The organism is Kitasatospora sp. NPDC089913, from assembly GCF_044748625.1.
GTDB lineage: Bacteria > Actinomycetota > Actinomycetes > Streptomycetales > Streptomycetaceae > Kitasatospora.
The window spans coordinates 244,955-269,801 of record NZ_JBIVGI010000008.1; the positions used below are offsets into that span (position 1 = coordinate 244,955).

The 24,847-nt window shown below is 72.6% G+C and carries 22 protein-coding genes; 2 read left to right on the forward strand and 20 right to left on the reverse strand.

Features of this window, described 5'->3' with window-relative positions; genetic code table 11:
* Nucleotides 1-23 precede the first annotated feature (23 nt).
* The 16 genes from ACIPYS_RS15785 to pgsA form a co-directional block, all read right to left on the reverse strand.
* Nucleotides 24-2,465 carry a bifunctional (p)ppGpp synthetase/guanosine-3',5'-bis(diphosphate) 3'-pyrophosphohydrolase gene (locus tag ACIPYS_RS15785; RefSeq protein WP_173862169.1) on the reverse strand — a complete coding sequence of 814 codons (2,442 nt, stop codon included), beginning with the start codon at nt 2,463-2,465 and terminating at the stop codon, nt 24-26.
* Nucleotides 2,466-2,693: 228 nt separating this feature from the next.
* Nucleotides 2,694-3,245, reverse strand: a complete 552-nt coding sequence (locus ACIPYS_RS15790) for an adenine phosphoribosyltransferase (protein ID WP_400746561.1) — start codon at nt 3,243-3,245, stop codon at nt 2,694-2,696.
* Nucleotides 3,246-3,270: 25 nt separating this feature from the next.
* A complete protein-coding gene (gene secF / locus ACIPYS_RS15795) occupies nt 3,271-4,371 on the reverse strand; it encodes a protein translocase subunit SecF (RefSeq protein ID WP_093862831.1) in 1,101 nt (366 codons plus the stop codon).
* A 4-nt stretch (nt 4,372-4,375) separates the two neighbouring features.
* Complete coding sequence (gene secD, locus ACIPYS_RS15800) at nt 4,376-6,220, reverse strand: preprotein translocase subunit SecD (RefSeq protein WP_400746564.1); 1,845 nt, start codon at nt 6,218-6,220, stop codon at nt 4,376-4,378.
* 145 nt (nt 6,221-6,365) lie between these two features.
* Entirely contained in the window at nt 6,366-6,788 is a 423-nt protein-coding gene (gene yajC, locus ACIPYS_RS15805) for a preprotein translocase subunit YajC (protein WP_093862830.1), read from the reverse strand.
* 259 nt (nt 6,789-7,047) lie between these two features.
* Nucleotides 7,048-8,139 carry a Holliday junction branch migration DNA helicase RuvB gene (ruvB, locus tag ACIPYS_RS15810; protein ID WP_093862829.1) on the reverse strand — a complete coding sequence of 364 codons (1,092 nt, stop codon included), beginning with the start codon at nt 8,137-8,139 and terminating at the stop codon, nt 7,048-7,050.
* A gap of 87 nt (nt 8,140-8,226) precedes the next feature.
* Nucleotides 8,227-8,838, reverse strand: a complete 612-nt coding sequence (gene ruvA / locus ACIPYS_RS15815; RefSeq protein WP_093862828.1) for a Holliday junction branch migration protein RuvA — start codon at nt 8,836-8,838, stop codon at nt 8,227-8,229.
* On the reverse strand, nt 8,835-9,389 hold the full coding sequence (gene ruvC, locus ACIPYS_RS15820; RefSeq protein ID WP_093862827.1) for a crossover junction endodeoxyribonuclease RuvC: 555 nt from the start codon (nt 9,387-9,389) through the stop codon (nt 8,835-8,837). Before ruvC ends, ruvA begins: the two co-directional genes overlap by 4 nt.
* 119 nt (nt 9,390-9,508) lie before the next feature.
* On the reverse strand, nt 9,509-10,267 hold the full coding sequence (locus ACIPYS_RS15825) for a YebC/PmpR family DNA-binding transcriptional regulator (RefSeq protein ID WP_093862826.1): 759 nt from the start codon (nt 10,265-10,267) through the stop codon (nt 9,509-9,511).
* A 92-nt stretch (nt 10,268-10,359) separates the two neighbouring features.
* Nucleotides 10,360-10,977, reverse strand: a complete 618-nt coding sequence (gene pdxT, locus ACIPYS_RS15830) for a pyridoxal 5'-phosphate synthase glutaminase subunit PdxT (RefSeq protein WP_093862825.1) — start codon at nt 10,975-10,977, stop codon at nt 10,360-10,362.
* Nucleotides 10,978-11,065: 88 nt separating this feature from the next.
* Nucleotides 11,066-11,977: a pyridoxal 5'-phosphate synthase lyase subunit PdxS gene (gene pdxS, locus ACIPYS_RS15835; protein WP_030300161.1), complete on the reverse strand. Its 912-nt coding sequence runs from the start codon at nt 11,975-11,977 to the stop codon at nt 11,066-11,068.
* A gap of 235 nt (nt 11,978-12,212) precedes the next feature.
* A complete protein-coding gene (locus tag ACIPYS_RS15840) occupies nt 12,213-12,713 on the reverse strand; it encodes a hypothetical protein (RefSeq protein WP_045938307.1) in 501 nt (166 codons plus the stop codon).
* Between the two features lie 74 nt (nt 12,714-12,787).
* Nucleotides 12,788-13,156, reverse strand: a complete 369-nt coding sequence (locus ACIPYS_RS15845) for a 5-carboxymethyl-2-hydroxymuconate Delta-isomerase (protein WP_400746571.1) — start codon at nt 13,154-13,156, stop codon at nt 12,788-12,790.
* A gap of 132 nt (nt 13,157-13,288) precedes the next feature.
* Nucleotides 13,289-14,473 (reverse strand): glycosyltransferase family 4 protein, encoded by a 1,185-nt coding sequence (locus ACIPYS_RS15850; RefSeq protein ID WP_093862823.1) that lies wholly within the window; start codon nt 14,471-14,473, stop codon nt 13,289-13,291.
* A 110-nt stretch (nt 14,474-14,583) separates the two neighbouring features.
* Nucleotides 14,584-15,609 (reverse strand): phosphatidylinositol mannoside acyltransferase, encoded by a 1,026-nt coding sequence (locus tag ACIPYS_RS15855; RefSeq protein WP_093862822.1) that lies wholly within the window; start codon nt 15,607-15,609, stop codon nt 14,584-14,586.
* Nucleotides 15,610-15,625: 16 nt separating this feature from the next.
* A complete protein-coding gene (gene pgsA, locus ACIPYS_RS15860) occupies nt 15,626-16,273 on the reverse strand; it encodes a phosphatidylinositol phosphate synthase (RefSeq protein ID WP_030396022.1) in 648 nt (215 codons plus the stop codon).
* Nucleotides 16,274-16,498: 225 nt separating this feature from the next.
* On the opposite strand from pgsA, the gene ACIPYS_RS15865 reads away from it, so the two are divergent.
* Nucleotides 16,499-18,556 (forward strand): elongation factor G-like protein EF-G2, encoded by a 2,058-nt coding sequence (locus tag ACIPYS_RS15865; protein WP_093862821.1) that lies wholly within the window; start codon nt 16,499-16,501, stop codon nt 18,554-18,556.
* A gap of 46 nt (nt 18,557-18,602) precedes the next feature.
* On the opposite strand, the gene ACIPYS_RS15870 is transcribed toward ACIPYS_RS15865, so the two are convergent.
* Entirely contained in the window at nt 18,603-19,028 is a 426-nt protein-coding gene (locus ACIPYS_RS15870; protein WP_093865242.1) for a thiol-disulfide oxidoreductase DCC family protein, read from the reverse strand.
* 186 nt (nt 19,029-19,214) lie between these two features.
* Here ACIPYS_RS15870 and ACIPYS_RS15875 point away from each other — a divergent pair, with 186 nt between their 5' ends.
* Complete coding sequence (locus ACIPYS_RS15875) at nt 19,215-20,858, forward strand: hypothetical protein (RefSeq protein WP_093862820.1); 1,644 nt, start codon at nt 19,215-19,217, stop codon at nt 20,856-20,858.
* Between the two features lie 78 nt (nt 20,859-20,936).
* On the opposite strand, the gene ACIPYS_RS15880 is transcribed toward ACIPYS_RS15875, so the two are convergent.
* The 3 genes from ACIPYS_RS15880 to ACIPYS_RS15890 form a co-directional block, all read right to left on the reverse strand.
* Nucleotides 20,937-21,497: an HIT domain-containing protein gene (locus ACIPYS_RS15880; protein WP_093862819.1), complete on the reverse strand. Its 561-nt coding sequence runs from the start codon at nt 21,495-21,497 to the stop codon at nt 20,937-20,939.
* A 72-nt stretch (nt 21,498-21,569) separates the two neighbouring features.
* Nucleotides 21,570-23,549: a threonine--tRNA ligase gene (thrS, locus tag ACIPYS_RS15885; RefSeq protein WP_093862818.1), complete on the reverse strand. Its 1,980-nt coding sequence runs from the start codon at nt 23,547-23,549 to the stop codon at nt 21,570-21,572.
* Between the two features lie 99 nt (nt 23,550-23,648).
* Nucleotides 23,649-24,836: a hypothetical protein gene (locus ACIPYS_RS15890; protein ID WP_400746579.1), complete on the reverse strand. Its 1,188-nt coding sequence runs from the start codon at nt 24,834-24,836 to the stop codon at nt 23,649-23,651.
* Nucleotides 24,837-24,847: the final 11 nt, after the last annotated feature.

The following is a 24,847-nucleotide window of genomic DNA, read 5'->3' on the forward strand; positions in this document are numbered from 1 at the left end:
GGCCCCACCCGTAGCGCCGCCTGCTACTTGCGGGCCGAGGTGACGCGGTAGACGTCGTAGACGCCCTCGACGCCGCGGACCGCCTTGAGGACGTGGCCGAGGTGCTTGGGGTCGCCCATCTCGAAGGTGAACCGGCTCATCGCCACCCGGTCGCGGGAGGTCTGCACCGCCGCCGACAGGATGTTGACGTGCTGGTCCGACAGCACCCGGGTGACGTCCGAGAGCAGCCGGGAGCGGTCCAGCGCCTCGACCTGGATCGCCACCAGGAACACCGAGGACTGGGTGGCCGCCCACTCGACGTCGATCATCCGCTCGGGCTGCTGGCTGAGCGCCTCGACGTTGACGCAGTCGGCGCGGTGCACCGAGACGCCGTTGCCGCGGGTGATGAAGCCCACGATGCCGTCGCCCGGGACCGGGGTGCAGCAGCGCGACAGCTTCACCCAGACGTCCTCGACGCCCTTGACGATCACACCGGGGTCGCCCTTGGCCCGGCGGCGCACCGCGCGCCGGTTGTCGTGCGTCGGCGTGGCCGTCTCGGCGAGGTCCTCGGTGGCGCCCTCCTCGCCGCCCAGCGCCTGCACCAGCTTCTGGACGATGTTCTGCGCCGCGACATGGCCCTCGCCGATCGCCGCGTACAGCGAGGAGATGTCGGGGTAGCGCATCTCGTGGGCCAGGGTGACCAGCGAGTCCCCGGTGAGGATCCGCTGGATCGGCAGGCCCTGCTTGCGCATCGCCCGGACGATCGCCTCCTTGCCCTGCTCGATCGCCTCCTCGCGGCGCTCCTTGGAGAACCAGGCCCGGATCTTGTTGCGGGCCCGCGGCGACTTGACGAAGCCCAGCCAGTCCCGGGACGGTCCGGCGTTCTCCGCCTTGGAGGTGAACACCTCGACGGTGTCGCCGTTCTCCAGGGTCGACTCCAGCGGCACCAGCCGCCCGTTCACCCGGGCCCCTATGGTGCGGTAGCCCACCTCGGTGTGCACCGCGAACGCGAAGTCCACCGGGGTGGCGCCGGCCGGGAGCGCTATCACGTCGCCCTTGGGCGTGAAGACGAAGACCTCGTTGCTGGCCAGGTCGAAGCGGAGCGACTCGAGGAACTCGCCCGGGTCGGCGGTCTCCTTCTGCCAGTCCAGCAGCTGCCGCAGCCAGGCCATCTCGTTGACGGCGCCGGCCTTGTCGTCCTTGCGGGTCTGGGTCGGGGTGTCGGTGCGCACCTTGGAGGCGCCGGCCACCGCCCGCTGCTTGTACTTCCAGTGCGCGGCGATGCCGTACTCGGCCCGGCGGTGCATGTCGAAGGTGCGGATCTGCAGCTCGACCGGCTTGCCCCCGGGACCGATCACCGTGGTGTGCAGCGACTGGTACATGTTGAACTTGGGCATCGCGATGTAGTCCTTGAACCGCCCCGGCACCGGGTTCCACCGCGCGTGGATGGTGCCCAGCGCCGCGTAGCAGTCGCGGACGGTGTCGACCAGGACCCGGATGCCCACCAGGTCGTAGATCTCGGCGAAGTCCCGGCCCCGGACGATCATCTTCTGGTAGACCGAGTAGTAGTGCTTCGGCCGGCCGGTGACGGAGGCGGTGATCCGGGCGCCGCGCAGGTCGCCCTGGACCTGGTCGATGACGGTCGCCAGGTACTCGTCCCGCTTGGGCGCGCGCTCGGCGACCAGCCGGACGATCTCGTCGTACATCTTGGGGTAGAGGATCGCGAAGGCGAGGTCCTCCAGCTCCCACTTGATGGTGTTCATGCCCAGCCGGTGCGCCAGCGGGGCGTAGATCTCCAGCGTCTCGCGGGCCTTCTTCTCCTGCTTCTCCCGCTTGAGGTAACGCATGGTGCGCATGTTGTGCAGCCGGTCGGCCAGCTTGATCACCAGGACCCGCGGGTCCTTGGCCATCGCGACGACCATCTTGCGGACCGTCTCGGCCTGCGCGGCCTCGCCGAACTTGACCCGGTCCAGCTTGGTGACGCCGTCGACCAGCAGGGCCACCGAGTCGCCGAAGTCCTTGCGCAGGGTCTCCAGGCCGTAGTCGGTGTCCTCGACGGTGTCGTGCAGCAGCCCGGCCATCAGGGTCGGGGCGTCCATGCCCAGCTCGGCCAGGATGGTGGCGACCGCCAACGGGTGGGTGATGTAGGGGTCGCCGCTCTTGCGCTTCTGCCCGCGGTGCCACTTCTCGGCGACCGCGTACGCCTTCTCGATGTCCCGCAGCAGCGCCGGATCGGCCTTGGGGTCGTTGGCCCGGATGGAGCGGAACAGCGGCTCCAGCACCGGGTTGAGGACGCTGGAACGCTGGCCGCCGAGGCGGGCGAGGCGGGCGCGCATGCCACCGGTGGTGGAGGCCCGGCCGCCGCCCGGCGCGGGCGGGCGGGACGGGGTCGGCGCCGGGCGTGCCGGGGTGGCCCCCGAGGGCGTGGGCCGGTTCTCGGGGGCGGCCGCAGCGGCCTTGGGCACAACCTCGTCGGGCAAGGACACTCCTCGGGGCGCTCGGCCGGCCCCCCGCGGGCGCCGTGCGGCACTCGGACCGCGCCTCGCACAACCGGGAGGGGATGAACCTTCATGGTACCGAGCCCGGCGCCGGGCCGTTCGGTCGGCCGGGCCCCGCACACGGACCGGACACACGCCGGACACGGGGACGGGCGGCGGCCGGATGATTCCGACCGCCGCCCGTCCGGGTCGTGCGTCCTCAGACCGTCGCCGGCGTCAGACCATGACCAGCGTCTCCAGCGGAGCGCCGCCCAGGTGCGGGGCGAGCCGCTCGCGCCCGCCGAGGAAGCCCAGCTCCATCAGCACCACGACGCCGGCCAGCTCGGCCCCGGCCTCCCGGACCAGGTCCAGCGAGGCGCCGATCGTCCCGCCGGTGGCCAGCACGTCGTCCACCACCAGCACCCGCTCACCGGGCTTGAAGGCGTCGCACTGCACCTCCAGCGTCGCCGAGCCGTACTCCAGCTCGTAGGAGCGCCGGAACACCTCGCCGGGCAGCTTGCCCTGCTTGCGGATCGGCACGAAGCCGAGCCCGGCGGCGAAGGCCGCCGGGGCCGCCAGCACGAACCCACGGGCCTCCAGGCCGACCACCTTGGTCGCCCCGAGCTCCCGCGCCCGGTCCGCCAGCGCCCGGGTGAGCGCCGCGAAGGCCTCGGCGTCGGCGAGCAGCGGCGCGATGTCCTTGAACAGCACGCCCGGCTTCGGGTAGTCGGGGACGTCCCGGATCCGGCTGGTGAGCAGCGCGGAAAGGGCGGTGTCGGCGGTGGTCACGAAGGGTCCTTACGGTCGGCGGGGATCAGCGCTTGGTGGACGGACGGCCCTTGGCACGCGTGGTGCCGGCCGCCCGGCCGCGCTGACCGACCATACCCGCCGGCAGGTCCTCGTCCGCGATCTCCTCGCCGTCGCCGGCCTCCGCCGCCGCGGCGGCCTTGGCCTCGGCCGCCCGGCGCTGGGCGACCCGCTTGGCGAGGGCCTTCATCTCCGGCTGCTCCTCCTTGAGCTGCGCGAGCAGCGGGGTGGCGACGCAGATGGAGGAGTAGGCACCGGCGGCGAGACCGATGAACAGGGCCAGCGAGATGTCGTTCAGGGTGCCGGCCCCGAGCAGACCGCCACCGATGAACAGCAGCGCCGCCACCGGGAGCAGGGCGACCACCGTGGTGTTGAGCGAGCGGACCAGGGTCTGGTTGAGGCCCGCGTTGGCCGCCTCGCTGTAGGTGAGCTTGTTCTGCTTCGTGAGGTCCTTGGCGTTCTCCTTCACGGTGTCGAAGACGACGACCGTGTCGTAGAGCGAGTAGCCGAGGATGGTCAGGAAGCCGATCACGGTGCCCGGGGTGACCTCGAAGCCGACCAGGGCGTAGACGCCGATGGTGATCAGGAGGTCGTGGATGAGGGCGACCAGGGCGGCCACCGCCATCCGCCACTCGAAGGCGATCGCCAGGTAGATCGTCACCAGGATCATGAAGATCACGAGGCCGGTGATCGCCTTGTTGGAGATCTGCTCGCCCCAGCTGGGGCCGATCACCTGGGCGCCGATCTCCTCGACCGGTACGTCGATGGCCTTGGAGAGCTTGCCGGTGAACTCCGAGGAGGTGGTCTTGTCCTCCGACGAGACCTGGATCCGGATCTTGCCGTTGTCGGTCGACTGCACCAGCGGGTGCGAGGACACGATCTTGTCCACGGCGTCCTGGGCCTGCGACACCGTGAGCCCGGGCTTGGTCACGGTGTAGACCGAACCGCCCTTGAACTCGATGCCCAGGTGCAGGCCCATCGCCAGGCCGATCGCGGCGACCAGCACGATCACACCGGAGATGCTGTACCAGAGCTTGCGGCGGCCGACGAAGTCGAAGCTGACCTCGCCCTGGTAGAGCTTGTGGCCCAGATTGGAGAAGCGCGACACGGTGTCAGGCCCCCTTCACGGCGGCGGAGGACGAAGGGTTGCGACGACGGGTGCTGCGCAGCGGCGGACGGGCGCCCAGCCGCTTCGGGTCCAGGCCGGACCACGGGTGGCCGTCGGAGAAGAACTTCCGGCGGGCCAGCAGCGTGATCAGCGGCTTGGTGAAGAGGAAGATCACCACGACGTCGAGCGCCGTGGTCAGGCCCAGCGTGAACGCGAAGCCCTGCACCTTGCCGACCGAGACCACGTAGAGCACGGCGGCACAGAGGAAGGAGACGAAGTCCGAGACCAGGATGGTGCGCCGGGCGCGCGGCCAGGCCCGCTGGACGGCCGGGCGCAGCAGCGCGCCCTCGCGGACCTCGTCGCGGATGCGCTCGAAGTACACGATGAAGGAGTCCGCGGTGATACCGATCGCGACGATGGCGCCGCAGACCGCGGGCAGGTTCAGCGCGAAGCCGATCCCGCCGCCGAGCAGGCTCATGATCGAGTAGGTCAGGGCCGCCGAGACGAGCAGACCGGCGATCGAGACCAGGCCGAGGCCGCGGTAGTAGACCAGCGAGTACAGGACCACCAGGATCATGCCGATCAGACCGGCGATCAGGCCGGCCTTCAGCTGGTCGCCGCCGAGCTGCGGGGAGACGGTGGTGACGTCGCTGGTGGTGAACTCCAGCGGCAGGGCGCCGAAGCTCAGCACGTTGGCGAGGCTCTGCGCCTCGTCCTGGGTGAAGCTGCCGGAGATCACGGCCGAGCCGCCGGGGATGGCGCTGCGGACGTACGGGTGGGAGACGACCTGGCCGTCCAGCACGATGGCGAACTGGTTGGTCGGGTCCGGCTGGGTGGCCAGCTGGCCGGTGACGGCGGTGAAGGCGTCGGTGCCCTTGCCGTCGAACTGCAGCTGGACCTGCCAGCCGCCGCCCTGCTGGGTGTCGATGGTCGCCTGGGCCTTGGAGACGTTCTTGCCCTCGACCGCGACGGGGCCGAGCGCGAGCTTGTAGAACAGGCCCCGCTCGTCCTTCTGCGTGCAGGCGACGGCCGGCGCGCCGTCGGCGCCCTGGTAGTTCTTGTTCCGCTGGTCCGGCTTGCTGCAGTCCAGTGCGGCGAACTGCGCGGCCAGCTCCGGCGGCACGGTGCCCGAGGTCATCGCCGCGGAGAGGTCCGGGTTGGCCGGGGGCGTGGCGGCGGCCGACGGCGTGCCGGTCGCGGCGGCCGGGGCGGCGCTCGGGGTGGCGGAGGCGGCGGCACCGGTGGTGGCGACCGGCGACGGGGTGTTGTCTGCCGCGAGGGCCTCGCCGGCCGGACGGCCCTGCTTGGTGGCGCTCGCGCTCGGCGTGCCGGTACCGGCCGCGGTGGCGGCGGCGCTCGGGGCGGCGGTGCCGGTCCCGGTCGCGGCGGGGGTGGCGGCCGGGGTGCCGGTCGCGCCCGCCGACGGGGTCGCGGTCGGGGCCGGGGCCTGGACGCCGCTCGGGGCGAGGGCGAGGACCGGGCGGAAGAACAGCTTCGCGGTGGTGCCGACCTGGTCGGCCGCGGTCTGCTTGTCCCCGCCCTTGGGGATGTTCACGATGATGTTGCGGTCACCCTGGGTCTGCACCTCCGCCTCGGAGACGCCCATCCCGTTGACCCGCTGCTCGATGATCCCGGTGGCGACGTCCATGTTGGACTTGTTGATCGCCTTGGGGTCGCTCGACTTCGCACTCAGCGTGATGCTGGTGCCGCCGGCGAGGTCGATCCCGAGGCGGGGCTTGGTGTTGCCCGTCCCGAACATGAGGGCGACCAGTCCGACGGTGACGACCAGGATGAGGGCCAGCGCCCGCCCTGGGTAGCCGTCGCGCGGGCGCGACTTGGGTGTTGCCACCTTGCTCGTTTCTCCCTGTCCATGCCACTTCCCCCCACCGGACCCCGCCCGGCTCGTGGCTGGACGGGGTGTGGCGGAACTGCGGCCCTGAGTCCTGTGGGCTCGCGGCGTGACGCCGCGCGACCGGGCGGGTTGCCCGGCCGTACTACTTGCTCGCGGGAGCGCCGCCCTCGGCCTCGGCCTTCGCGTCGCCCTTGGCGGCGTCGTCCTTGGTGAACGACAGCGGCTCGGCGGCGGCCGGCTCGATCTCGGCGTCCACCGCGTCCACGGCCTCGACCGGCTCGTCCTCGGCGGGGCGGCCGTTGATGATCGCGTCGTAGTCCGCGGGGTCCATGACCGCCGCGACGGCGCTCTTGGTGAAGTGGCTGACCACGCCCGGCGCGATCTCCAGCTCGACGGTCTCCTCGTTGACCGCCTTCACCTTCGCGTACAGACCGCCGATGGTCCGGACCCCCGCCCCGGGCTCCAGCGCCGTCTGCATCTGCTGCATCTGCGACTGGCGCTTCTTCTGCGACCGGAACATGAGCACGATCGCGAGGATCGGGAGGAGAAGGATGATGAGGTTCACTGCAGCCAGGGTCCTTTACGGGCCGCCGGCCGGCGGCCTGTGTGGTATTGGTCGTCCTCTCGGGCGAGAGGGGCGGTCCGGCGGAGTCTAGGCGACCCCGAACTGATCGGACAACGCCAAGCATCGCATCCTGCCGCCGAAAGTGGCGAGCCTCCGCCTGCACAGTTTCCCGGGACTTCTCCCCCGGATCCCCGCGCAACCCCGACCGCGGGCGCACACGCTCCGCATACGCTCCGCCCTCACCCGTTCGGCCTCCCGCTCAGTCCTCGGGGGTCCGGGGCCCGTCGGGGGCGAAGAGTTCGGGCTGGGCGGGCACCGCGCCGCGGCCCGGCCGGTCCGGCGGGACCAGGCCGAGGTGCTGCCAGGCCGCGGCGGTGGCGATCCGCCCGCGCGGGGTGCGGGCCAGCAGTCCCTCGCGGACCAGGAACGGTTCGGCGACCTCCTCGACCGTCTCGGCCTCCTCGCCGACCGCGACCGCCAGCGTGGACAGCCCGACCGGTCCGCCGCCGAAGAGCCGCAGCAGCGCGCCCAGCACCGCGCGGTCCAGGCGGTCCAGACCACGGGCGTCCACCTCGTAGACCTCCAGCGCCCGGCCGGCGATCTCGGCGGTCACCACGCCGTCGTGCCGCACCTGCGCGTAGTCGCGGACCCGGCGCAGCAGCCGGTTGGCGATCCGCGGCGTCCCCCGGGAGCGGCCGGCGATCTCGGCCGCACCGGCCGGGTCGATCTCCACGTCCAGCAGCGCGGCCGAGCGGTGCACCACCCGCTGCAGCTCGGCCGGGGCGTAGAACTCCATGTGACCGGTGAAGCCGAACCGGTCCCGCAGCGGCGGCGGCAGCAGCCCGGCCCGGGTGGTGGCGCCGACCAGGGTGAACGGCGGCAGCTCCAGCGGGATGGCGGTCGCCCCCGGCCCCTTGCCGACAATCACGTCGACCCGGAAGTCCTCCATCGCCATGTAGAGCATCTCCTCGGCGGGCCGGGACATCCGGTGGATCTCGTCGAGGAAGAGCACCTCCCCCTCGGCGAGCGAGGAGAGGATCGCCGCGAGGTCCCCCGCGTGCTGGATGGCCGGCCCGGAGGTGATCCGGATCGGGGCGCCCAGCTCGGCCGCGATGATCATCGACAGGGTGGTCTTGCCGAGCCCGGGCGGCCCGCTGAGCAGCACGTGGTCCGGCGCGGAGCCGCGCCGGCGGGCGGCCTGGAGCACCAGCGACAGCTGCTCGCGCACCCGTTCCTGACCGATGAACTCGTCCAGCAGCTTGGGGCGCAGCGCCGCCTCGACGGCCTGGTCCTCACCGTCGGCGGCGGCGGTCACCAGCCGGTCGGCGGGCTCGGAGTCGTACGGGCTCATCGGAGGGGGCTCCCACATGGTGTCGGCGGAGTGACGGGTCGTCGGTCGGCCTCGGCGCGAAAGTCGGCCTCAGCCCGGAAGTCGGCTTCAGCGCGAACGGTTGAGGCCGCGCAGCGCGAGCCGCAGCAGCGCTCCGACGTCCGGCGTCGACTGCGCCTCCGCCTCCGGGGTGACGGCGGCGACCGCCTCGTCCGCCTCCCGGGGCGCGTACCCGAGGCCGACCAGCGCGGAGTGCAGCTGCTCGCCCCACGGCGCCGGACCGGTCGCGACCGGCTTCTGCGCCGGGACCGCGCCGTGCGGCGCGCCCAGCTTGTCCTTGTACTCCAGCAGCAGCTTGGCCGCCTTGGCCTTGCCGATGCCGGGCACCGCCACCAGCGCCTTCTCGTCGCCGCTCGCCACCGCGGCCCGCAGCGCGTCCGGGCTGTGCACCCCGAGCACGGCCTGCGCCAGCTTCGGGCCGACGCCGGGCGCGGCCTGGAGGATCTCGAAGACGGCGCGCTCGTCGTCGTCGGCGAAGCCGAACAGGGTCAGCGAGTCCTCCCTGACCACCAGCGAGGTGGCCAGCCGGGCCGGCTCGCCCAGCCGCAGGCCGGCCAGGGTGGCGGGCGTGCACTGCACCGCCATGCCGACGCCGCCGACCTCCACCACCGCGAGGCCGGCGGAGATCGCCGCCACTGGTCCTTGCACGAAGGCGATCATCGGGGGGTTCCTCTCGGGCCGGGCGGGGAGGTGGTACGGGCGGCCGCCTTGATCGCGGCCTCCAGGCGGTTGGTGGCGCCGCCGCGCCAGATGTGGCAGATGGCCAGCGCCAGTGCGTCGGCGGCGTCGGCCGGCTTCGGCGGCGCGTCGAGCCGCAGCAGCCGCTGCACCATCGCCGTGACCTGGGCCTTGTCGGCCCGGCCGGAGCCGGTGACGGCGGCCTTGACCTCGCTGGGGGTGTGCAGGGTGACCGGTATGCCGCGCCGGGTGGCGCAGAGCATGGCGACCGCGCTGGCCTGCGCGGTGCCCATCACGGTGCGGACGTTGTGCTGGGCGAAGACCCGCTCGACGGCCACCAGCTCGGGCCGGTGCTCGTCCAGCCAGGCCTCGATGCCCTGCTCGACCAGCAGCAGCCGCGGCCCGATCTCCGCCTCGGCGGGGGTGCGCACCACCCCGACCCCGACCATCCGCAGCGGCCGGCCCGGCGCTCCCTCGACCACGCCGATCCCGCACCTGGTCAGCCCCGGATCGACCCCCAGCACCCGGACCAAGGCTCCCCCTCCGTCATGACGTCCTCCGACCTGCGAAGGCTACCGTCCACCACCGACAGCGCCACCGACGACACCGGCCCGGCGGTCCTGGGGACCGCCGGGCCGGAAGGGGGGCACGATCACTCGGAGTCGAGCTGCGCGCCGACCTCGTCGCTGATGTCGAAGTTGGCGAAGACGTTCTGCACGTCGTCGCTGTCCTCCAGAGCGTCGATCAGCTTGAAGATCTTGCGGGCGCCGTCGACGTCCAGCTCGACCTGCATGCTCGGGACGAAGTTGGCGTCGGCCGAGTCGTAGTCGACGCCGGCGTCCACCAGCGCGGTGCGCACGGGGACCATGTCGCCCGGCTCGGAGACGATCTCGAACGCCTCGCCGAGGTCGTTGACCTCCTCGGCACCGTGGTCGAGGACGATCTCGAGGAGCTTCTCCTCGTCCACGCCGTCCGCCTTCGGGACGATCACGACACCGCGGCGGTTGAACAGGTACGAGACCGAGCCCGGGTCGGCCATCGAGCCGCCGTTGCGGGTCATCGCCACGCGCACGTCGGAGGCGGCGCGGTTGCGGTTGTCGGTGAGGCACTCGATGAGCACCGCGACACCGTTCGGGCCGTAGCCCTCGTACATGATCGTCTGGTAGTCGGCCCCGCCGGCCTCCAGGCCACCACCGCGCTTGACGGCGCGGTTGATGTTGTCGATCGGGACCGACGCCTTCTTCGCCTTCTGCACGGCGTCGTACAGCGTCGGGTTGCCGCCCAGGTCCGGACCGCCGGTGCGCGCCGCCACCTCGATGTTCTTGATCATCTTGGCGAAGAGCTTGCCGCGCTTGGCGTCGATCACGGCCTTCTTGTGCTTGGTGGTAGCCCACTTAGAGTGGCCGGACATCGCCAGCTCCTTTACGTCGCCAATGGGAAATGAACAGATGAGATCTTACCGGTGCGGTCGGTCCTCACCCGCACACGGTCGTTCGCGCACCGTCACGCGGCGGCGAGGTGCTCCTCGACCATCCGCACGAAGTACGCGTGCACCCGGTGGTCGCCGGTGAGCTCGGGGTGGAACGAGGTGGCCAGCAGGTTGCCCTGGCGCACCGCGACGATCCGGCTCTCCGGGCCGTCGGCGGCCGGCAGCTCGGCCAGCACCCGCACGCCCGCGCCGACCGCCTCCACCCACGGGGCCCGGATGAACACCCCGTGCACGGGCGCCTCGTCCAGACCCGTGAAGGCGACACCCGACTCGAAGGACTCGTTCTGGCGGCCGAAGGCGTTGCGGCGCACGGTCATGTCGATGCCGCCCACCGTCTCCTGGTCCTCGCGCCCGTCCAGGATCTTGTCGGCCAGCATGATCATTCCGGCGCAGGTCCCGTAGACCGGCATCCCCGCCGCCACCCGCTCGCGCAGCGGGCCCATCACGCCGAACAGCAGCGCCAGCTTGGACATCGTGGTGGACTCCCCGCCGGGGATCACCAGCGCGTCGACCTCGGCCAGCTCCTCCACCCGGCGCACCGGACGGGCCAGCGCGTCGGCCTCGGCCAGCGCGATCAGGTGCTCACGGACGTCGCCCTGCAGGGCGAGGACGCCGATGACTGGAGTGGACACTTCTCGTACCTCTTGACTCTCGAACGGACGACGCGCAGCGGCCCGCCGCGCCGATGATCACACCGCGCGGCGGGCCGTGGGAGGCGTATTACCAGCCGCGGTTGGCGTAGCGCTCGGTCTCCGGCAGGGTGTCGCAGTTGATGCCGACCATGGCCTCGCCCAGGTTGCGGGAGGCGTCGGCGATGATCTTCGGGTCGTCGAAGAACGTGGTGGCCTTGACGATCGCGGCGGCACGCTTCGCGGGGTCGCCCGACTTGAAGATGCCGGAGCCGACGAAGACGCCCTCGGCACCCAGCTGGCGCATCAGCGCGGCGTCGGCCGGGGTGGCCACACCACCGGCGGAGAACAGCACGACCGGCAGCTTGCCGAGCTCGGCGACCTCCTTGACGAGCTCGTACGGGGCGCGCAGCTCCTTGGCGGCGGCGTACAGCTCGTTGTTGTCGAAGCCGCGCAGCTTGGCGATCTCGTTCTTGATCTGGCGCAGGTGGCGGACCGCCTCGACGACGTTGCCGGTGCCGGCCTCGCCCTTCGAGCGGATCATGGCCGCACCCTCGGCGATGCGGCGCAGCGCCTCGCCCAGGTTGGTGGCACCGCAGACGAAGGGCGTGGTGAACGCGAACTTGTCGGAGTGGTTGACCTCGTCGGCCGGGGTCAGCACCTCGGACTCGTCGATGTAGTCGACACCCAGCGACTGGAGGACCTGGGCCTCGACGAAGTGGCCGATCCGGGACTTCGCCATGACCGGGATCGAGACCGCGGCGATGATCTCCTCGATCATGTTCGGGTCCGACATGCGGGCCACGCCGCCGTCCTTGCGGATGTCGGCCGGCACGCGCTCCAGGGCCATGACGGCCACAGCGCCGGCGTCCTCGGCGATCTTCGCCTGCTCGGCGTTGACCACGTCCATGATCACACCGCCCTTGAGCTGCTCGGCCATGCCGCGCTTGACCCGGGCGGTACCGATCTGCGGCTGGTCTGCGGTGGTGGGGGTGGTGGACACGTGAGACCTCACTCGAAGATGAACCAGTGCTATCGCCCTATGGTAGGCGGAAGAAACGGCCCCTCCATGCGCCACCAAGTCCAGCGTGCGTGACGGGATACGACAAACAGGCCGGATCCGGACCCACCCGCCGCAGCGGGTGGGACGCGTTCCGCCCGGCCGTGCCGGACTTGTCCCGACCGGTCCCGCCGCACTCGTCACCCGGTCCCCGCCGCGCGCCCCGCGCCGGCGCGCCCTACGCCGGCGCACCCTCCGGAGTGAGCGCCGACGGCGGCGCGTCGTCCATCTCGAACGCCATCGGGAACGGCGCCCGGCCCGCCAGCCGGAAGTACCGCACCAGCCGGTGCTCCCGCACCGCCCGCGCCGCCCGCACCGCGTCGTTGTGGAACCGCCGCGCCATCGGCACCCGACGCACGGCCGCCGTCAGGTCCCGCACCGCCTCCTCGCCGCCCGGCTCAGCCACCAGCACGGCCACCTGCTCCGGCTCCGCGAACACCGCCCGCAGCGCCAGGCTCAGCTGGCTCTCGGCCACCTCGCGCTGCTCGTCCTCCGCCTGCCGGGCCGCGTGCGCCGCGTCCAGCAGCAGCAGCGACGCCGCCGGGTCCAGCAGCGAGGACGTCGCCAGCTCCATCGCCACCGACGCCCGGCGGACCAACTGCGCGTCCAGCGCCGCCCGGGCGGCGTCGATCCGGGCGTGCAGCCGGTCCAGCCTCCCGGCCGTCCAACTCAGGTACATCCCGAACAGCACCACGGCCACGCCGGCCCAGATCCACGTAGTCACGGGGCGCTACGCTACCGGGTGCTTCCGGTTCACCCCTCGACCACCGTGTTCCGGTACGCCTCGCGGTCGATGTCGCGCACGTCCACCGCGAGCTGCAGCCGCTCCCCCGGCACCGGCTCCACCCGCTCGGCCAGCAGCGCCAGCACCGCGTCGGTGAGCGCCGCCTTCGCCTCCGGGGTCCGCCCCGGGAAGATCTGGAACTGCACGAACACCTGCGCCTCGGTCCGCTCGCCGAAGCCCACCACGACCTCCGGGTCGGTCTGCCGGAAGACCGTCTTGCAGCCCTCGGGCTTGGCACCGATGGTGTCCACCGCGAGCCGGTTGATCGCCAGCCCCAGCTCACGGCGGTCGAAGGAGTCGGCCAGGCTCGGCGAGTAGTCGACGGAGATCTGCGGCATCGGGGCCTCCGGAAGCACGGGGTCGGAACAGCGGGAGGGGACAGCGGGTCGGGACGGGCGTCGGGACCGCCGACGTCGCACCGCACGTCCGGCGGGACGACCGTCCGACCCTATCCGCGCCCCGCCGCCGGCTCAGTCCCGGGCCAGCCCGAACCGGCCACGCCGGCCGCTGCGCTCGTCCTCCTCGACCACCGCCGCCGCACCCGCCGTCACCGTCTCGTAGACGGCCAGGATGTCCGCACCCACGGTCGACCAGTCGAACCGCCGCACGTGCCGCGACGCCGCCTTGCGCAGTTCCTCCAGCCGCCCCGGGTCCCCCAGCAGCCGCAGCGCCGTCCGCGCCAGCGCGTCCGCGTCCTCCACCGGGAACAGCTCGCCCGCGTCCCCGCCGTCCAGCACCTGCTTGAACGCGTCCAGATCGCTCGCCAGCACCGGCGCTCCCGCCGACATCGCCTCGACCAGGATGATCCCGAAGCTCTCGCCGCCGGTGTTCGGCGCCACGTACAGGTCCACGCTGCGCAGCAGCCGGGCCTTGTCCCGGTCGCTCACCATGCCGAGGAACTCCACCTGGGCGCGGACCTCCGGCGCCAGCCCGGCGACCGCCTCCTCCTCGTCGCCCTTGCCCGCGACCAGCAGCCGCACCCCGGGGCGCTCCGCCAGGATCCGCGGCAGCGCCGCCAGCAGCGTCGGCAGCCCCTTGCGCGGCTCGTTGATCCGCCCGATGAAGCCGATCGTCCCCGGGCCGCCGGCCGCCGCCCCGCCGGTCCAGCGCGCGTCCGGCTCGGCCTCCGCGAAGAAGCCCACGTCCACGCCGTTCGGGATCACCACCGCGTCCCCGCCCAGGTGCTCCACCAGGGTGCGCCGCGCGTACTCGCTCACCGCGATCCGGGCCCGCATCTTCTCCAGGCCCGGCTGGAGGATCGGTGAGGCCGCGATCATCGCCCGCGAGCGCGGGTTCGAGGTGTGGAAGGTGCCCACCATCGGCCCCGAGGCCGACCAGGCCGCCAGCATCGACAGGCTCGGCGAGGCCGGCTCGTGCACGTGCAGGATGTCGAACCGGCCGTCGTGCAGCCACCGCCGCACCCTCGCCGCCGACAGGATCCCGAAGCTCAGCCGCGCCACCGAGCCGTTGTACGGCACCGCCACCGCCCGCCCCGCCGAGACCACGTACGGCGGCAGCGCCTCGTCGTCCTCGGCCGGCGCCAGCACCGACACCGCGTGGCCCAGGCCGATCAGGTGCTCGGCGAGGTCCCGGATGTGGAACTGCACGCCACCGGGGACGTCCCAGTCGTACGGGCAGACGATGCCGATCTTCACGGGTCTCCTCGAAAGTCCTGCGGACGGTACGGGCGGTGCGGGCGGTACGTGCGGCGCGGGCGGCACCGCCGGTCCGGGCGGCGGGTACGGAGCGGACGGCGGGTCCGGCCTCAGGCCCCCGACGCCCCCGGTGCCTCGGCCGCCTCGGCCGCCGGGTTCGCGACGACCGGGCGTGCGGCCACCGGGTCGGCGGCCACCGGGCCCGCCGGGCGGGCCGGCCCCGACTCCACCGTCTCACGGACCGGGAGGTCGGCCAGCCAGAAGCGCTGCAGCATGTGCCAGTCCTCCGGGTGCTCCCGGATCGCGTCCTCCCAGACGTCCGCCATCGCCTGCGTCATCACCCGGGTCTTCTCCGCCCGGTCGCCCTCCGCCGGCACCGGCACCTCCGGATGGATCCGGCCCCGCAGGATCCGGCCCTCGTACCAGAGCGAGACCGGCATCAGCGCCGCCCCGGTCCGCTGGGCCAGCGCCGCCGGACCGGCCGGCATCCGCGTCGCCTCACCGAAGAACGACACCCCGATACCCGCCTCCGAGAGGTCGCGGTCCCCCACCAGGCAGACCAGCTTCCCCGCCCGCAGCCGGCGCGCCAGCGTGCCCACCACGTTCACCGAGCCGCCGGTCAGCGGGAGCACCTCCATGCCCAGGCTCTCCCGGAACGCCACGAACCGGTCGAACAGCCGCTCCGGCTTCAACCGCTCCGCCACCGTCGTGAACGGATACCCCAGCGAGGCCACCCAGGCACCCGCGAGGTCCCAGTTGCCCATGTGCGGCAGCGCTATCACCGCGCCCCGCCCCGACTCCAGCGCCTCCCGCAGCTGCTCGAAACCGTCCACCCGGACGTCCCGCAGCACCCGCGCACGACCCCAGACCGGCAGCCGGAACGACTCCTGCCAGTACCGCATGTACGAACGCATCCCGGCCCGCGACAGCTCCCGCAGCCGGGCCTCGTCCGCGTCCGGGCACACCCGCAGCAGGTTCGCCTCCAGCTGCAGCACCCGCTTGCCGCGCCGCCGCCACGCCGAGTCCGCCAGCCGGTCGAACAGCGCCCGCGCCGCCGGCTCGGGCAGATGCCTCAGCACCGCCCAGCCCGCCGCGTACGCCGAGTACACCAGCCGGTCCACCACTCGTTCCTTCATCGCGGCACCGCCCCCTTCAGCTCCCGGCCGACGCCCGGTCCGCCTCGAACGCCTCGCGGCGCACCGTCACCATCCGCTGGACCACCGTCACCAGGCTGCCGGCCGCCACCAGCCACAGCGCCACCGGCAGCAGCCACTCGACGTAGGGCACACCGAACGTCGCCAGACCCGCCACACCGGCCGCCACCAGGCTGATCACCAGCCGCTCGGCCCGCTCCACCAGCCCCGACACGTCGCACGGCAGCCCCTGACTCTCGGCCCGGGCCTTGGTGTACGACACCACCAGCCCGCTCGCCAGACAGAACACCGCCACCGCGCACAGCAGGTCGTTGTCGCCCTTGCCCGCGTACCACATGGCCAGGCCGCCGAAGATCGCGGCGTCCGCGACCCGGTCCAGCGTCGAGTCGAGGAACGCCCCCCACTTGCTCGTCCGCCCCAGCTGCCGCGCCATGTTCCCGTCCACCAGGTCCGAGAAGATGAACAGCGTGATCGTGATGGTGCCCCAGAAGAACTCCCCGCGCGGGAAGAACACCAGCGCGCCCGCCACCGAACCGGCCGTACCGACCAGCGTCACGGTGTCCGGGCTCACACCCAACCGGATCAGGAACGCGGCGAACGGGGTCAGGACACGTGTGAAGAAGGCACGCGCGTATTTGTTGAGCATGGCCTTCCCGACCGCTCCGATCTGCCTGGTACCCGCCTGCGGCGGAGAATGCGGCAGACGACCCGACGGATCAGCCCGCCCGGCGCACCCATCGTAGCCACGCCCGCCGACACTCCCCGCCCACCGACCGCTCGCGCGCCCGCCGACGCCTTCGTACCGCGCCCGCCGACGCCTTCGACCCTAGACTTTCACCGACAGCCCCCGGCGCGACGGGAGGAGACCCCGATGCCCGACCGCAGCACCGCCCGGGCCGGCCAGGCCCCCGCCGTCACCGGCCCGCGCGACCTGCGCAACGTCGCCCTCGTCGGCTGCGCCGGCGTCGGCAAGACCACCCTCGCCGAATCACTGGCCCTCGCCGCCGGCGCCCTCGGCCGGGCCGGCAAGGTCGCCGACGGCACCACCGTCTCCGACCACGAACCCGTCGAGCACCAGCAGCAGCGCTCCGTCCAGCTCTCCGTGCTCCCGCTCGAATGGCGCGGCGTCAAGATCAACCTGATCGACCCGCCCGGCCACCCCGACTTCGCCGCCGACCTGAGCGCCGCCCTGCACACCGCCGACGCCGCCGTCTTCGTGGTCTCCGCCACCGACCCGGTGACCGCGCCCACCCGCGCCCTGTGGCGCCGGTGCGCCGCCGAGAACATCCCCCGCGCGATCGCCGTCGCCAAACTCGACATCGCCCGCGGCAGCCTCGACGAGATCCTCACCGCGTGCCACGACGCCTTCGGCCTGGGCCCCGACACCCTCCGGCCGCTCTTCCTCCCGGTCCACCACGACGGCCGCCCCGACGGCAGCGTCGACCTCCTCACCGGCCACACCTACGGCAGCGCCGACCCCCTCCCCGACACCGGGCCCGCCCGCGAGAGCCTCGTCGAAGCCATCTCCGGCCAGGACGACACCCTCATGGAGCAGTACCTGGCCGGCGACCCCCTCGACACCGACGCCCTCGAAGCGGGCCTGCGCCGCGAGGTCCTCGGCTGCGCCCTCCACCCCGCCGTCCCCACCAGCGAGCACGGCCTCGGCGCCACCGAACTCCTCGACCTCATCACCAGCGCCTTCCCCGACCCCACCGAACGCACCCGCCCCGGCCCCGCCTGCGACCCCGACGCCCCCCTCGCCGCCCAGGTCGTCCGCGTCACCGGGGACGCCTACGTCGGCCGCGTCAGCCTGCTGCGCGTCTGGGCCGGAACCCTGCGCCCGGACACCCGCATCCGCCTCACCGGCCCCCACCACCCCGCCGACCAGGACGGCGAGGAACGCGTCACCGCCCTCACCAGCCCCTTCGGCAAACTCCAGCGGGCCGTCCCGCACGCCGTCGCCGGCGACCTCGTCTGCGTCGCCAAACTCGGCACCGCCCGCTCCGGCGACACCGTCCAGGAACCCGGCCACCCGGTCGAACTCGACACCTGGCCGCTCCCCGACCCGCTGCTGCCGATCGCCGTCGAGGCCCACAGCAAGGCCGACGACGACAAGCTCTCCCAGGCCCTCGCCCGGCTCGCCGCCGAGGACCCGGCCCTGCGCCTCGAACAGAACCCCGACACCCACCAGCTCGTCCTCTGGTGCACCGGCGAGGCCCACGCCGAGACCCTCCTCGACCGCCTCCGCAACCGCCACGGCGTGCACGTCGACACCGTCGCCCACAAGGTCGCCCTGCGGGAGACCTTCGGCACCGCCGCGGCCGGCCACGGACGCCTCGTCAAACAGTCCGGCGGCCACGGCCAGTACGCCATCTGCGAGCTGGAGGTCGAACCCCTCCCCGCCGGCGCCGGCTTCGAGTTCCAGGAACACGTCGTCGGCGGCGCCGTCCCCAAGCACTTCATCCCCTCCGTCGAGAAGGGCGTCCGCGCCCAGCTCGCCAAGGGCGTCGCCACCGGCCACCCGCTCGTCGACGTCCGGGTCACCCTCACCGACGGCAAGGCGCACTCCGTCGACTCCTCCGACTCCGCCTTCCAGAACGCCGCCGCCCTCGCCCTGCGCGACGCCGCCGAACACGCCGTCATCCGGCTCCTCGAACCCGTCGCCGCCGTCCGCGTCCTGCTGCCCGACGACTACCTCGGCGCCGTCCTCGGCGACCTCTCCGCCCGCCGCGGCCGCGTCCTCGGCACCGAGACCGCCGGCCCCGGCCTCACCCTGCTGCGCGCCGAGGTCCCCGAACTCGAACTCGCCCGCTACCCCGTCGACCTGCGCTCGCTCACCCACGGCACCGCCGAGTTCAGCCGCTCCCACCTGCGCCACGAACCCATGCCCGCCGCCCTCGCCGCCCGCTTCACCGACCAGGACGACTGAACCCCCGGCGGCCCCCTGCCGCCGGGTCCCCTCAGGCGCCGGGCCGTCAGCGCCGCGGCAGCGCGCAGGCCGCCGTCCCGCCCGGCATCCGGTGCCGGTGACGCGCCACCCAGCGGTACACCAGGCCCGCCACCGGCCGCACCGGCGCCAGCGCCAGCACCCCGCCCAGGTACGCCCACACCCCGCCCGAACGCATCAGCAGCCGCGCCACCGCCTGCGCCCCGCCGTACACCCGTCCGGCCGGCGTCACCCAGAGCACCTCGCGCTCCGCGCGCTCCCACGACACCTCGCCGCGCCCCCCGGCCGACGCGTCCAGCCCCGCCAGGTCCGCGAACTGGAACGGCACCGCCTCCCAGCCGCCCGACGCCAGGGTCTGCCGGAGGAAACGCTCCGCCCAGGTCGCACACGTCGTGCAGAACGCGCAGTCCCCGTCGAAGACCAGAACCGGATCCGTCAGCGCATCGCTCTCCATGCCGCCCATCGTGCCCCATCCCTCCCGGCCGGAGGGTCCCGGGGCGCGTCGAACAGCCGAAACGTGGGCATCATGCCCCACGGGCCCGGCGTGGCCCGTTCGTGACGCCAGTTCAGACGATCATCCGCGCGCCGGTACCCCGGCGCGGTACCCTGCCGCAGGACAAGGGGAGGAGGGGACGCCACCGTGACCACACTCGACATGACCCCGGGTGCGCAGATACCCCGGACCGACGCCGGCCCGCAGACCGCCGGCACCCAGGCGCTCTCCTCGGCCGCGTACCGCGACGCCGAACTCACCGGCGACGCCGGGAAACTCGACGGGGCCAATGCCAAGAAGGGCCGTTTCGCCCTCTTCAGGCCCAACTTCGGCGAGGCCTTCAGCAAGGCGCTCATCTCCCGTGCCCTCGGCGGCGACCGCAAGCCCCTGGTGCCCGCCTTCGGCGTCGACACCCGCCAGGTCGTCGAGCACTGCCTCGCCGCCGAGGAGATCCGCCGCGGCCGCGACCGGCAGCTGTCCACCGTCTCCGTCGTCACCGGCCTGCTCTTCCTGCCCGGCACCCTGATCTGGCTCGGCGCCTTCCAGCTCCGCGCCTGGCTCAAGCGCGACAACCCCAAGAACGCCGGCGTGTACGGGGGCGTCGTCCTCTTCCTCGCCGCCGCCGTCGCCGTCCTGCTCGCGATCAGGCCCCCGGCCGGCGGCATCCTCGGCCTCTACCTGCGCATCGTCATGCTGGCCCCGGTCGTCGGCTGGTACCTCGCCAAGCGCATCGTCGTGCGCACCGCCCTCGACCTGCGCGCGCGCTGGCTGCAACTCGTCGAGGGCAACGCCGTCGCCGCGACCGTCCCGATGGCCGTCCCCCGCGACGACCTCGACAAGAAGGCCGCCGACCTGCGCGCCAAGCTCGGCCGGCTGGAGTCCGAGCAGGAGACCAACGTCCATCACTACGCCGGGCCCAAGGGCATCCTCGGCGCCGGCCGCCGCTGGGGCGAGTGGAAGCTCATCGACACCCTGCGCCCCGCCGAGGGCCAGATCGACTTCCGCCAGTTCCACCCCTGGGACCTCGTCCGCAAGATCTCCGGCCACCTCAAGGCCCTCGGCATCAGCGAGGTCGCCAACAGCGGCATCCCCGACGTCCGGATCAAGCAGTGGGTGGTCTTCGAGGTCGGCGAGAACGCCGACGAGATCAGCCGCCCCGGCAGCGCCGACATGGACGGCGACCACATGCGCGACTTCGCCGTCCAGGCCATCGCCGACAAGCAGACGTTCGGCGGCGGCCCCCGGCACTACCTCGCCACCCAGTTCATCACCCACGACGGCAAGCTCGTGCTGACCTTCACCGTCACCGTCGCCCTGCTCGCCAACACCCTCAACGTCACCGTCGCGGCCTTCGCGCTCGGCCCGATCAACGGCTACTTCTTCGACAAGCCCAAGGACAAGGAGAAGTCGGTCGCCAAGACCGTGCGGTTCTGGGAGGAGCGCACGGTCAAGCTCCCGCTGATCGACAACGACGAGGTCGTCCGGCAGGCCGTCCGCGCCCCCTTCTACCGGATGCCGAGCCTGCTGTCCTGGCTCGGCGGCGGCCTCGGCCTGCCCGAACCCTTCGGCCTGCGGCACATCTGGGCCGGCCAGCCCTGGGACACCCGCACCATGGCCGACAACGCGCTCAACGTCTCGCACCCGGTGATCGGCGCCGTCCACACCGCGACGATGGAGTTCCTCGCCGAGCACGACCTCGACACCGAACGCGCCTTCAAGGGCCGCGCGGCCGGTCTCAAGGCCGAGGCCCAGGGCAGCCGGCCGTTCAAGGTCGACCGCTACGACGCCTGACCGGGCCGCCGCCCCGCCGCACGAGGAGGGCCCCCGCCGACCCGGAACGGTCGACGGGGGCCCTCCTCGCTGTGCGCGTCAGTCCTGGGGCCAGGCCTCGGCCAGCATCTTCCGGGTGTCCGCCAGCAGTTGCGGCAGCACCTTGGTGTGACCGACCACCGGCATGAAGTTGGTGTCCCCGCCCCAGCGCGGCACCACGTGCTGGTGCAGGTGCGCGGCGATACCGGCGCCCGCCGCCGCACCCTGGTTCATCCCGATGTTGAAGCCGTGCGCGCCCGAGGCCGCCCGCAGCGCCGTCATCGCCTTCTTGGTGAACACCGCCAGCTCGGCCGTCTCCGCCTCGTCCAGCTCGGTGTAGTCCGCCGCGTGCCGGTACGGGACCACCATCAGGTGCCCGCCGTTGTACGGGTACAGGTTGAGCACCGCGTACACCGCGTTCCCGCGCGCGACGACCAGCCCGTCCTCGTCGCTGAGCGCCGGGATCGAGCAGAACGGACAGCCGTCGTCCGGAGCCGGGCCGGTGGGCTTGTTCTCGCCCTGGATGTAGGCCATCCGATGGGGGGTCCACAGGCGGCGGAAGCCGTCCGGCTCCCCGACGCCCCGCTGCAGTTCCGGCTCAGTCGTCATGCTGATCAGCATATTCGCCCGCCCCCGCTTGCGAAGCGCGCGGGGCGGACTCCCGAAGGAGCCCGCCCCGCGCACACGATCGGGTCAGACCTGGATCCGGCGCTCCACCGCGTCCACGATCTCGGCGACCGCGTCGGCCAGCGGGACGCCGTTCTTCTGCTCGCCGTTGCGGTAGCGGAAGGAGACCGCGCCCGCCTCGACGTCGTCGTTGCCGGCGATCAGCATGAACGGCACCTTGCTGCGCTGGGCGTTGCGGATCTTCTTCTGCATCCGGTCGTCCGAGGTGTCCACCTCGACCCGGATCCCGCGCTTCTTCAGCTCGGCCGCGACCTCCAGCAGGTACGGCACGTGCTCGTCGGTGATCGGGATGCCGGTCACGGTGACCGGGGCCAGCCACGGCGGCATGGCACCGGCGTAGTGCTCCAGCAGCACCGCGAAGAAGCGCTCGATCGAGCCGAACAGCGCCCGGTGGATCATGACGGGCCGCTGACGCGAGCCGTCCGCCGCCGTGTACTCGAGATCGAAACGGACCGGCAAGTTGAAGTCGAGCTGGATCGTACTCATCTGCCAGGTCCGGCCGATGGCGTCCCGCGCCTGCACCGAGATCTTCGGACCGTAGAAGGCCGCGCCGCCCGGGTCCGGCACCAGCGGCAGACCCTGCTTCTCGGCCACCGCGGCCAGGACGGCGGTGGCCTCCTCCCACGCGTCGTCGCTGCCGACGAACTTCTCCGGGTCCTTGGTGGACAGCTCCAGGTAGAAGTCGGTCAGACCGTAGTCGCGCAGCAGGTTGAGCACGAAGGTGAGGGTCGAGTCGAGCTCGTCCGCCATCTGCTCGCGGGTGCAGTAGATGTGCGCGTCGTCCTGGGTGAAACCGCGGGCGCGGGTCAGGCCGTGCACCACACCGGACTTCTCGTACCGGTACACGGTGCCGAACTCGAACAGGCGCAGCGGCAGTTCACGGTACGAACGGCCGCGCGCGTCGAAGATCAGGTTGTGCATCGGGCAGTTCATCGGCTTGAGGTAGTAGTCCACGCCCTCGTCGAGCTGCATGGGCGGGTACATACCGTCCGCGTACCAGTCCAGGTGGCCGCTCTTCTCGAACAGCTTCCCCTTGGTGGCGTGCGGGGTGTAGACGAACTCGTAGCCCTCCTCCTCGTGCCGGCGGCGCGAGTAGTCCTCCATGGCGCGGCGGATGATGCCGCCCTTGGGGTGGAAGACGGCGAGGCCGGAGCCGATCTCCTCGGGGATGGAGAAGAGGTCGAGCTCGTTGCCGAGCTTGCGGTGGTCGCGCTTGGCGGCCTCCTCCAGGAACTCCAGGTGCGCCTTGAGCTCGTCCTTGCTCGGCCAGGCGGTCCCGTAGAGCCTCTGCAGCATCGGGTTCTTCTCGCTGCCGCGCCAGTAGGCGGCGGCCGAGCGCATGATCTTGAACGCCGGGATCATCCGGGTGCTGGGCAGGTGCGGGCCGCGGCAGAGGTCGCCCCAGCACAGCTCGCCGCTCTTGGCGTCCAGGTTGTCGTAGATGGTGAGCTCGCCGGCGCCGACCTCGACGTCGGCGCCCTCGCCGGCGGTCGCAGCGGAGCCCTTGAGGCCGATCAGCTCCAGCTTGTACGGCTCGCCGGCCAGCTCCTCGCGAGCCGCCTCGTCGGTGACGACGCGGCGCGAGAACTTCTGCCCGCGCTTGATGATCTCCTGCATCCGCTTCTCGATGGCCTTGAGGTCATCGGGGTGGAACGGCTTCTCGACGTCGAAGTCGTAGTAGAAGCCGTCCTTGACCGGCGGGCCGATGCCGAGCTTGGCCTCCGGGAAGAGCTGCTGCACGGCCTGGGCCATCACGTGCGCGGTGGAGTGGCGCAGGATGTCGAGGCCGTCGGGGCTGCCGATCACGACCGGCTCGACCTCGTCGCCGTCCTGGACCGCGTAGGCGAGGTCCTTGAGCTGGCCGGCGACCTTGGCGGCGATGATCGAGCGATCGTCCGCGAAGAGCTCGGCGGCCGTCGTGCCCGTGGTCACCACGCGCTCTTCCCGATCGGGTTCGCGGTTGATGATTACCCGGACGTCCGTCACCGGTCTCTCCTGACGTGCTGGATTCAGAGGACGCAGCACAACGCTGCGCCTCACGATGGTACCGAGAGCGGTGACCCCACCGTCACCTCCGTACCCCTCCTATGCCTCCCGCCCCTCCCCCAGGGTCTTGAGCAGCCGGTCGCGTTCGGCGTCCTCCAGTCCGCAGGGCTCCGGGCCGGAGGGCCGGGTGAGGCGGCGGAAGCCGCCGCGGCGTTCCAGGCGGCCGCTGATCCGCACCGGGGTGCCGGCCAGATGGGCCTCGGCGGCGAGCCGGTAGGCGGCGGCGGGCAGCCGGACCTTGACCTCGTCGACCTCGGCGCCGCCGAGCACCCGCAGCCGGACGCTGCCGGCCCCGGCCGGGTCGGCCCGCTTGAGCCGGACCACGAGGCCGACCAGGGTGACGGCGACGGCGGGTTCGAGGCGTTCGAGCAGGTCGGCGGCCTCGGCCAGGGCGGGCAGGTCGCCGGGCGAGAACTCGACGACCGTCCGGCGGTCGCCGAACCCGCCCGGGGCGCCGGCGGCAGCCGACCAGGCGACGGTGAACCGGCTCGCGGTCGCGCCGCGCACGAGGTCCTGGACCGCGTCGACCAGCTCGCGGCTGACCCCGGACTGGACGGCGTTCTCGAAGGCCTCGGCGCCGCCGCTGACCCGGCGGTAGTCGACGGCGTCGCGCAGCGCCTCCAGGGCGCGGACCAGGGTGGTGATCGCCGCCCGGCCCTCGGGGGCCGGGCTGTGGGCGGTGAGCCCCGGGCCGTCGGCGACGACCAGGACCCGGTCCAGGAAGTCGCCGGCCCAGCTGTCCAGTCGGGCGCCGAAGTAGGCGGCGCGGGTGCGCCCGGCCTTGGCTCCGGCGGCGAGCATGGCGCGGGCGGCCCGCCGGAGCCGTTCGGTCTCCTCCCAGGGTGCGGTGCCGGGAGTGGCGGCGCCGGGCGGGCCGGCCGGGTCGCGCTGCCAGTGCAGTTCGTCGCCGGGGACGGCGAGGGCGAGCAGGATGGCCCGGGCGGAGGGACTGGCGGAGCGGGACAGCGCGGTGACGGCGTCGGTGAGCAGCTCGACCGCGTCGTCGAAGCCGTCGCCGGCCGGGACGATCAGGCTGACGCCGGGGTCGGTGCCCTCGGGGGGTGTCCAGCGCCCGTAGCGGGCGGAGGGTCCGCCGCGGCGGACCCAGCCGTGCCGGGCGAGCAGGACGGCGAGCACCGCGGGGTCGACGGCGGCCGGATCGGGCAGCGGCCCGGTCTGCGGCGGTTCGCCGGGCGCGGGGCGCAACGGCCCGTGGGGCAGTGTCATGGAGCGGCTCC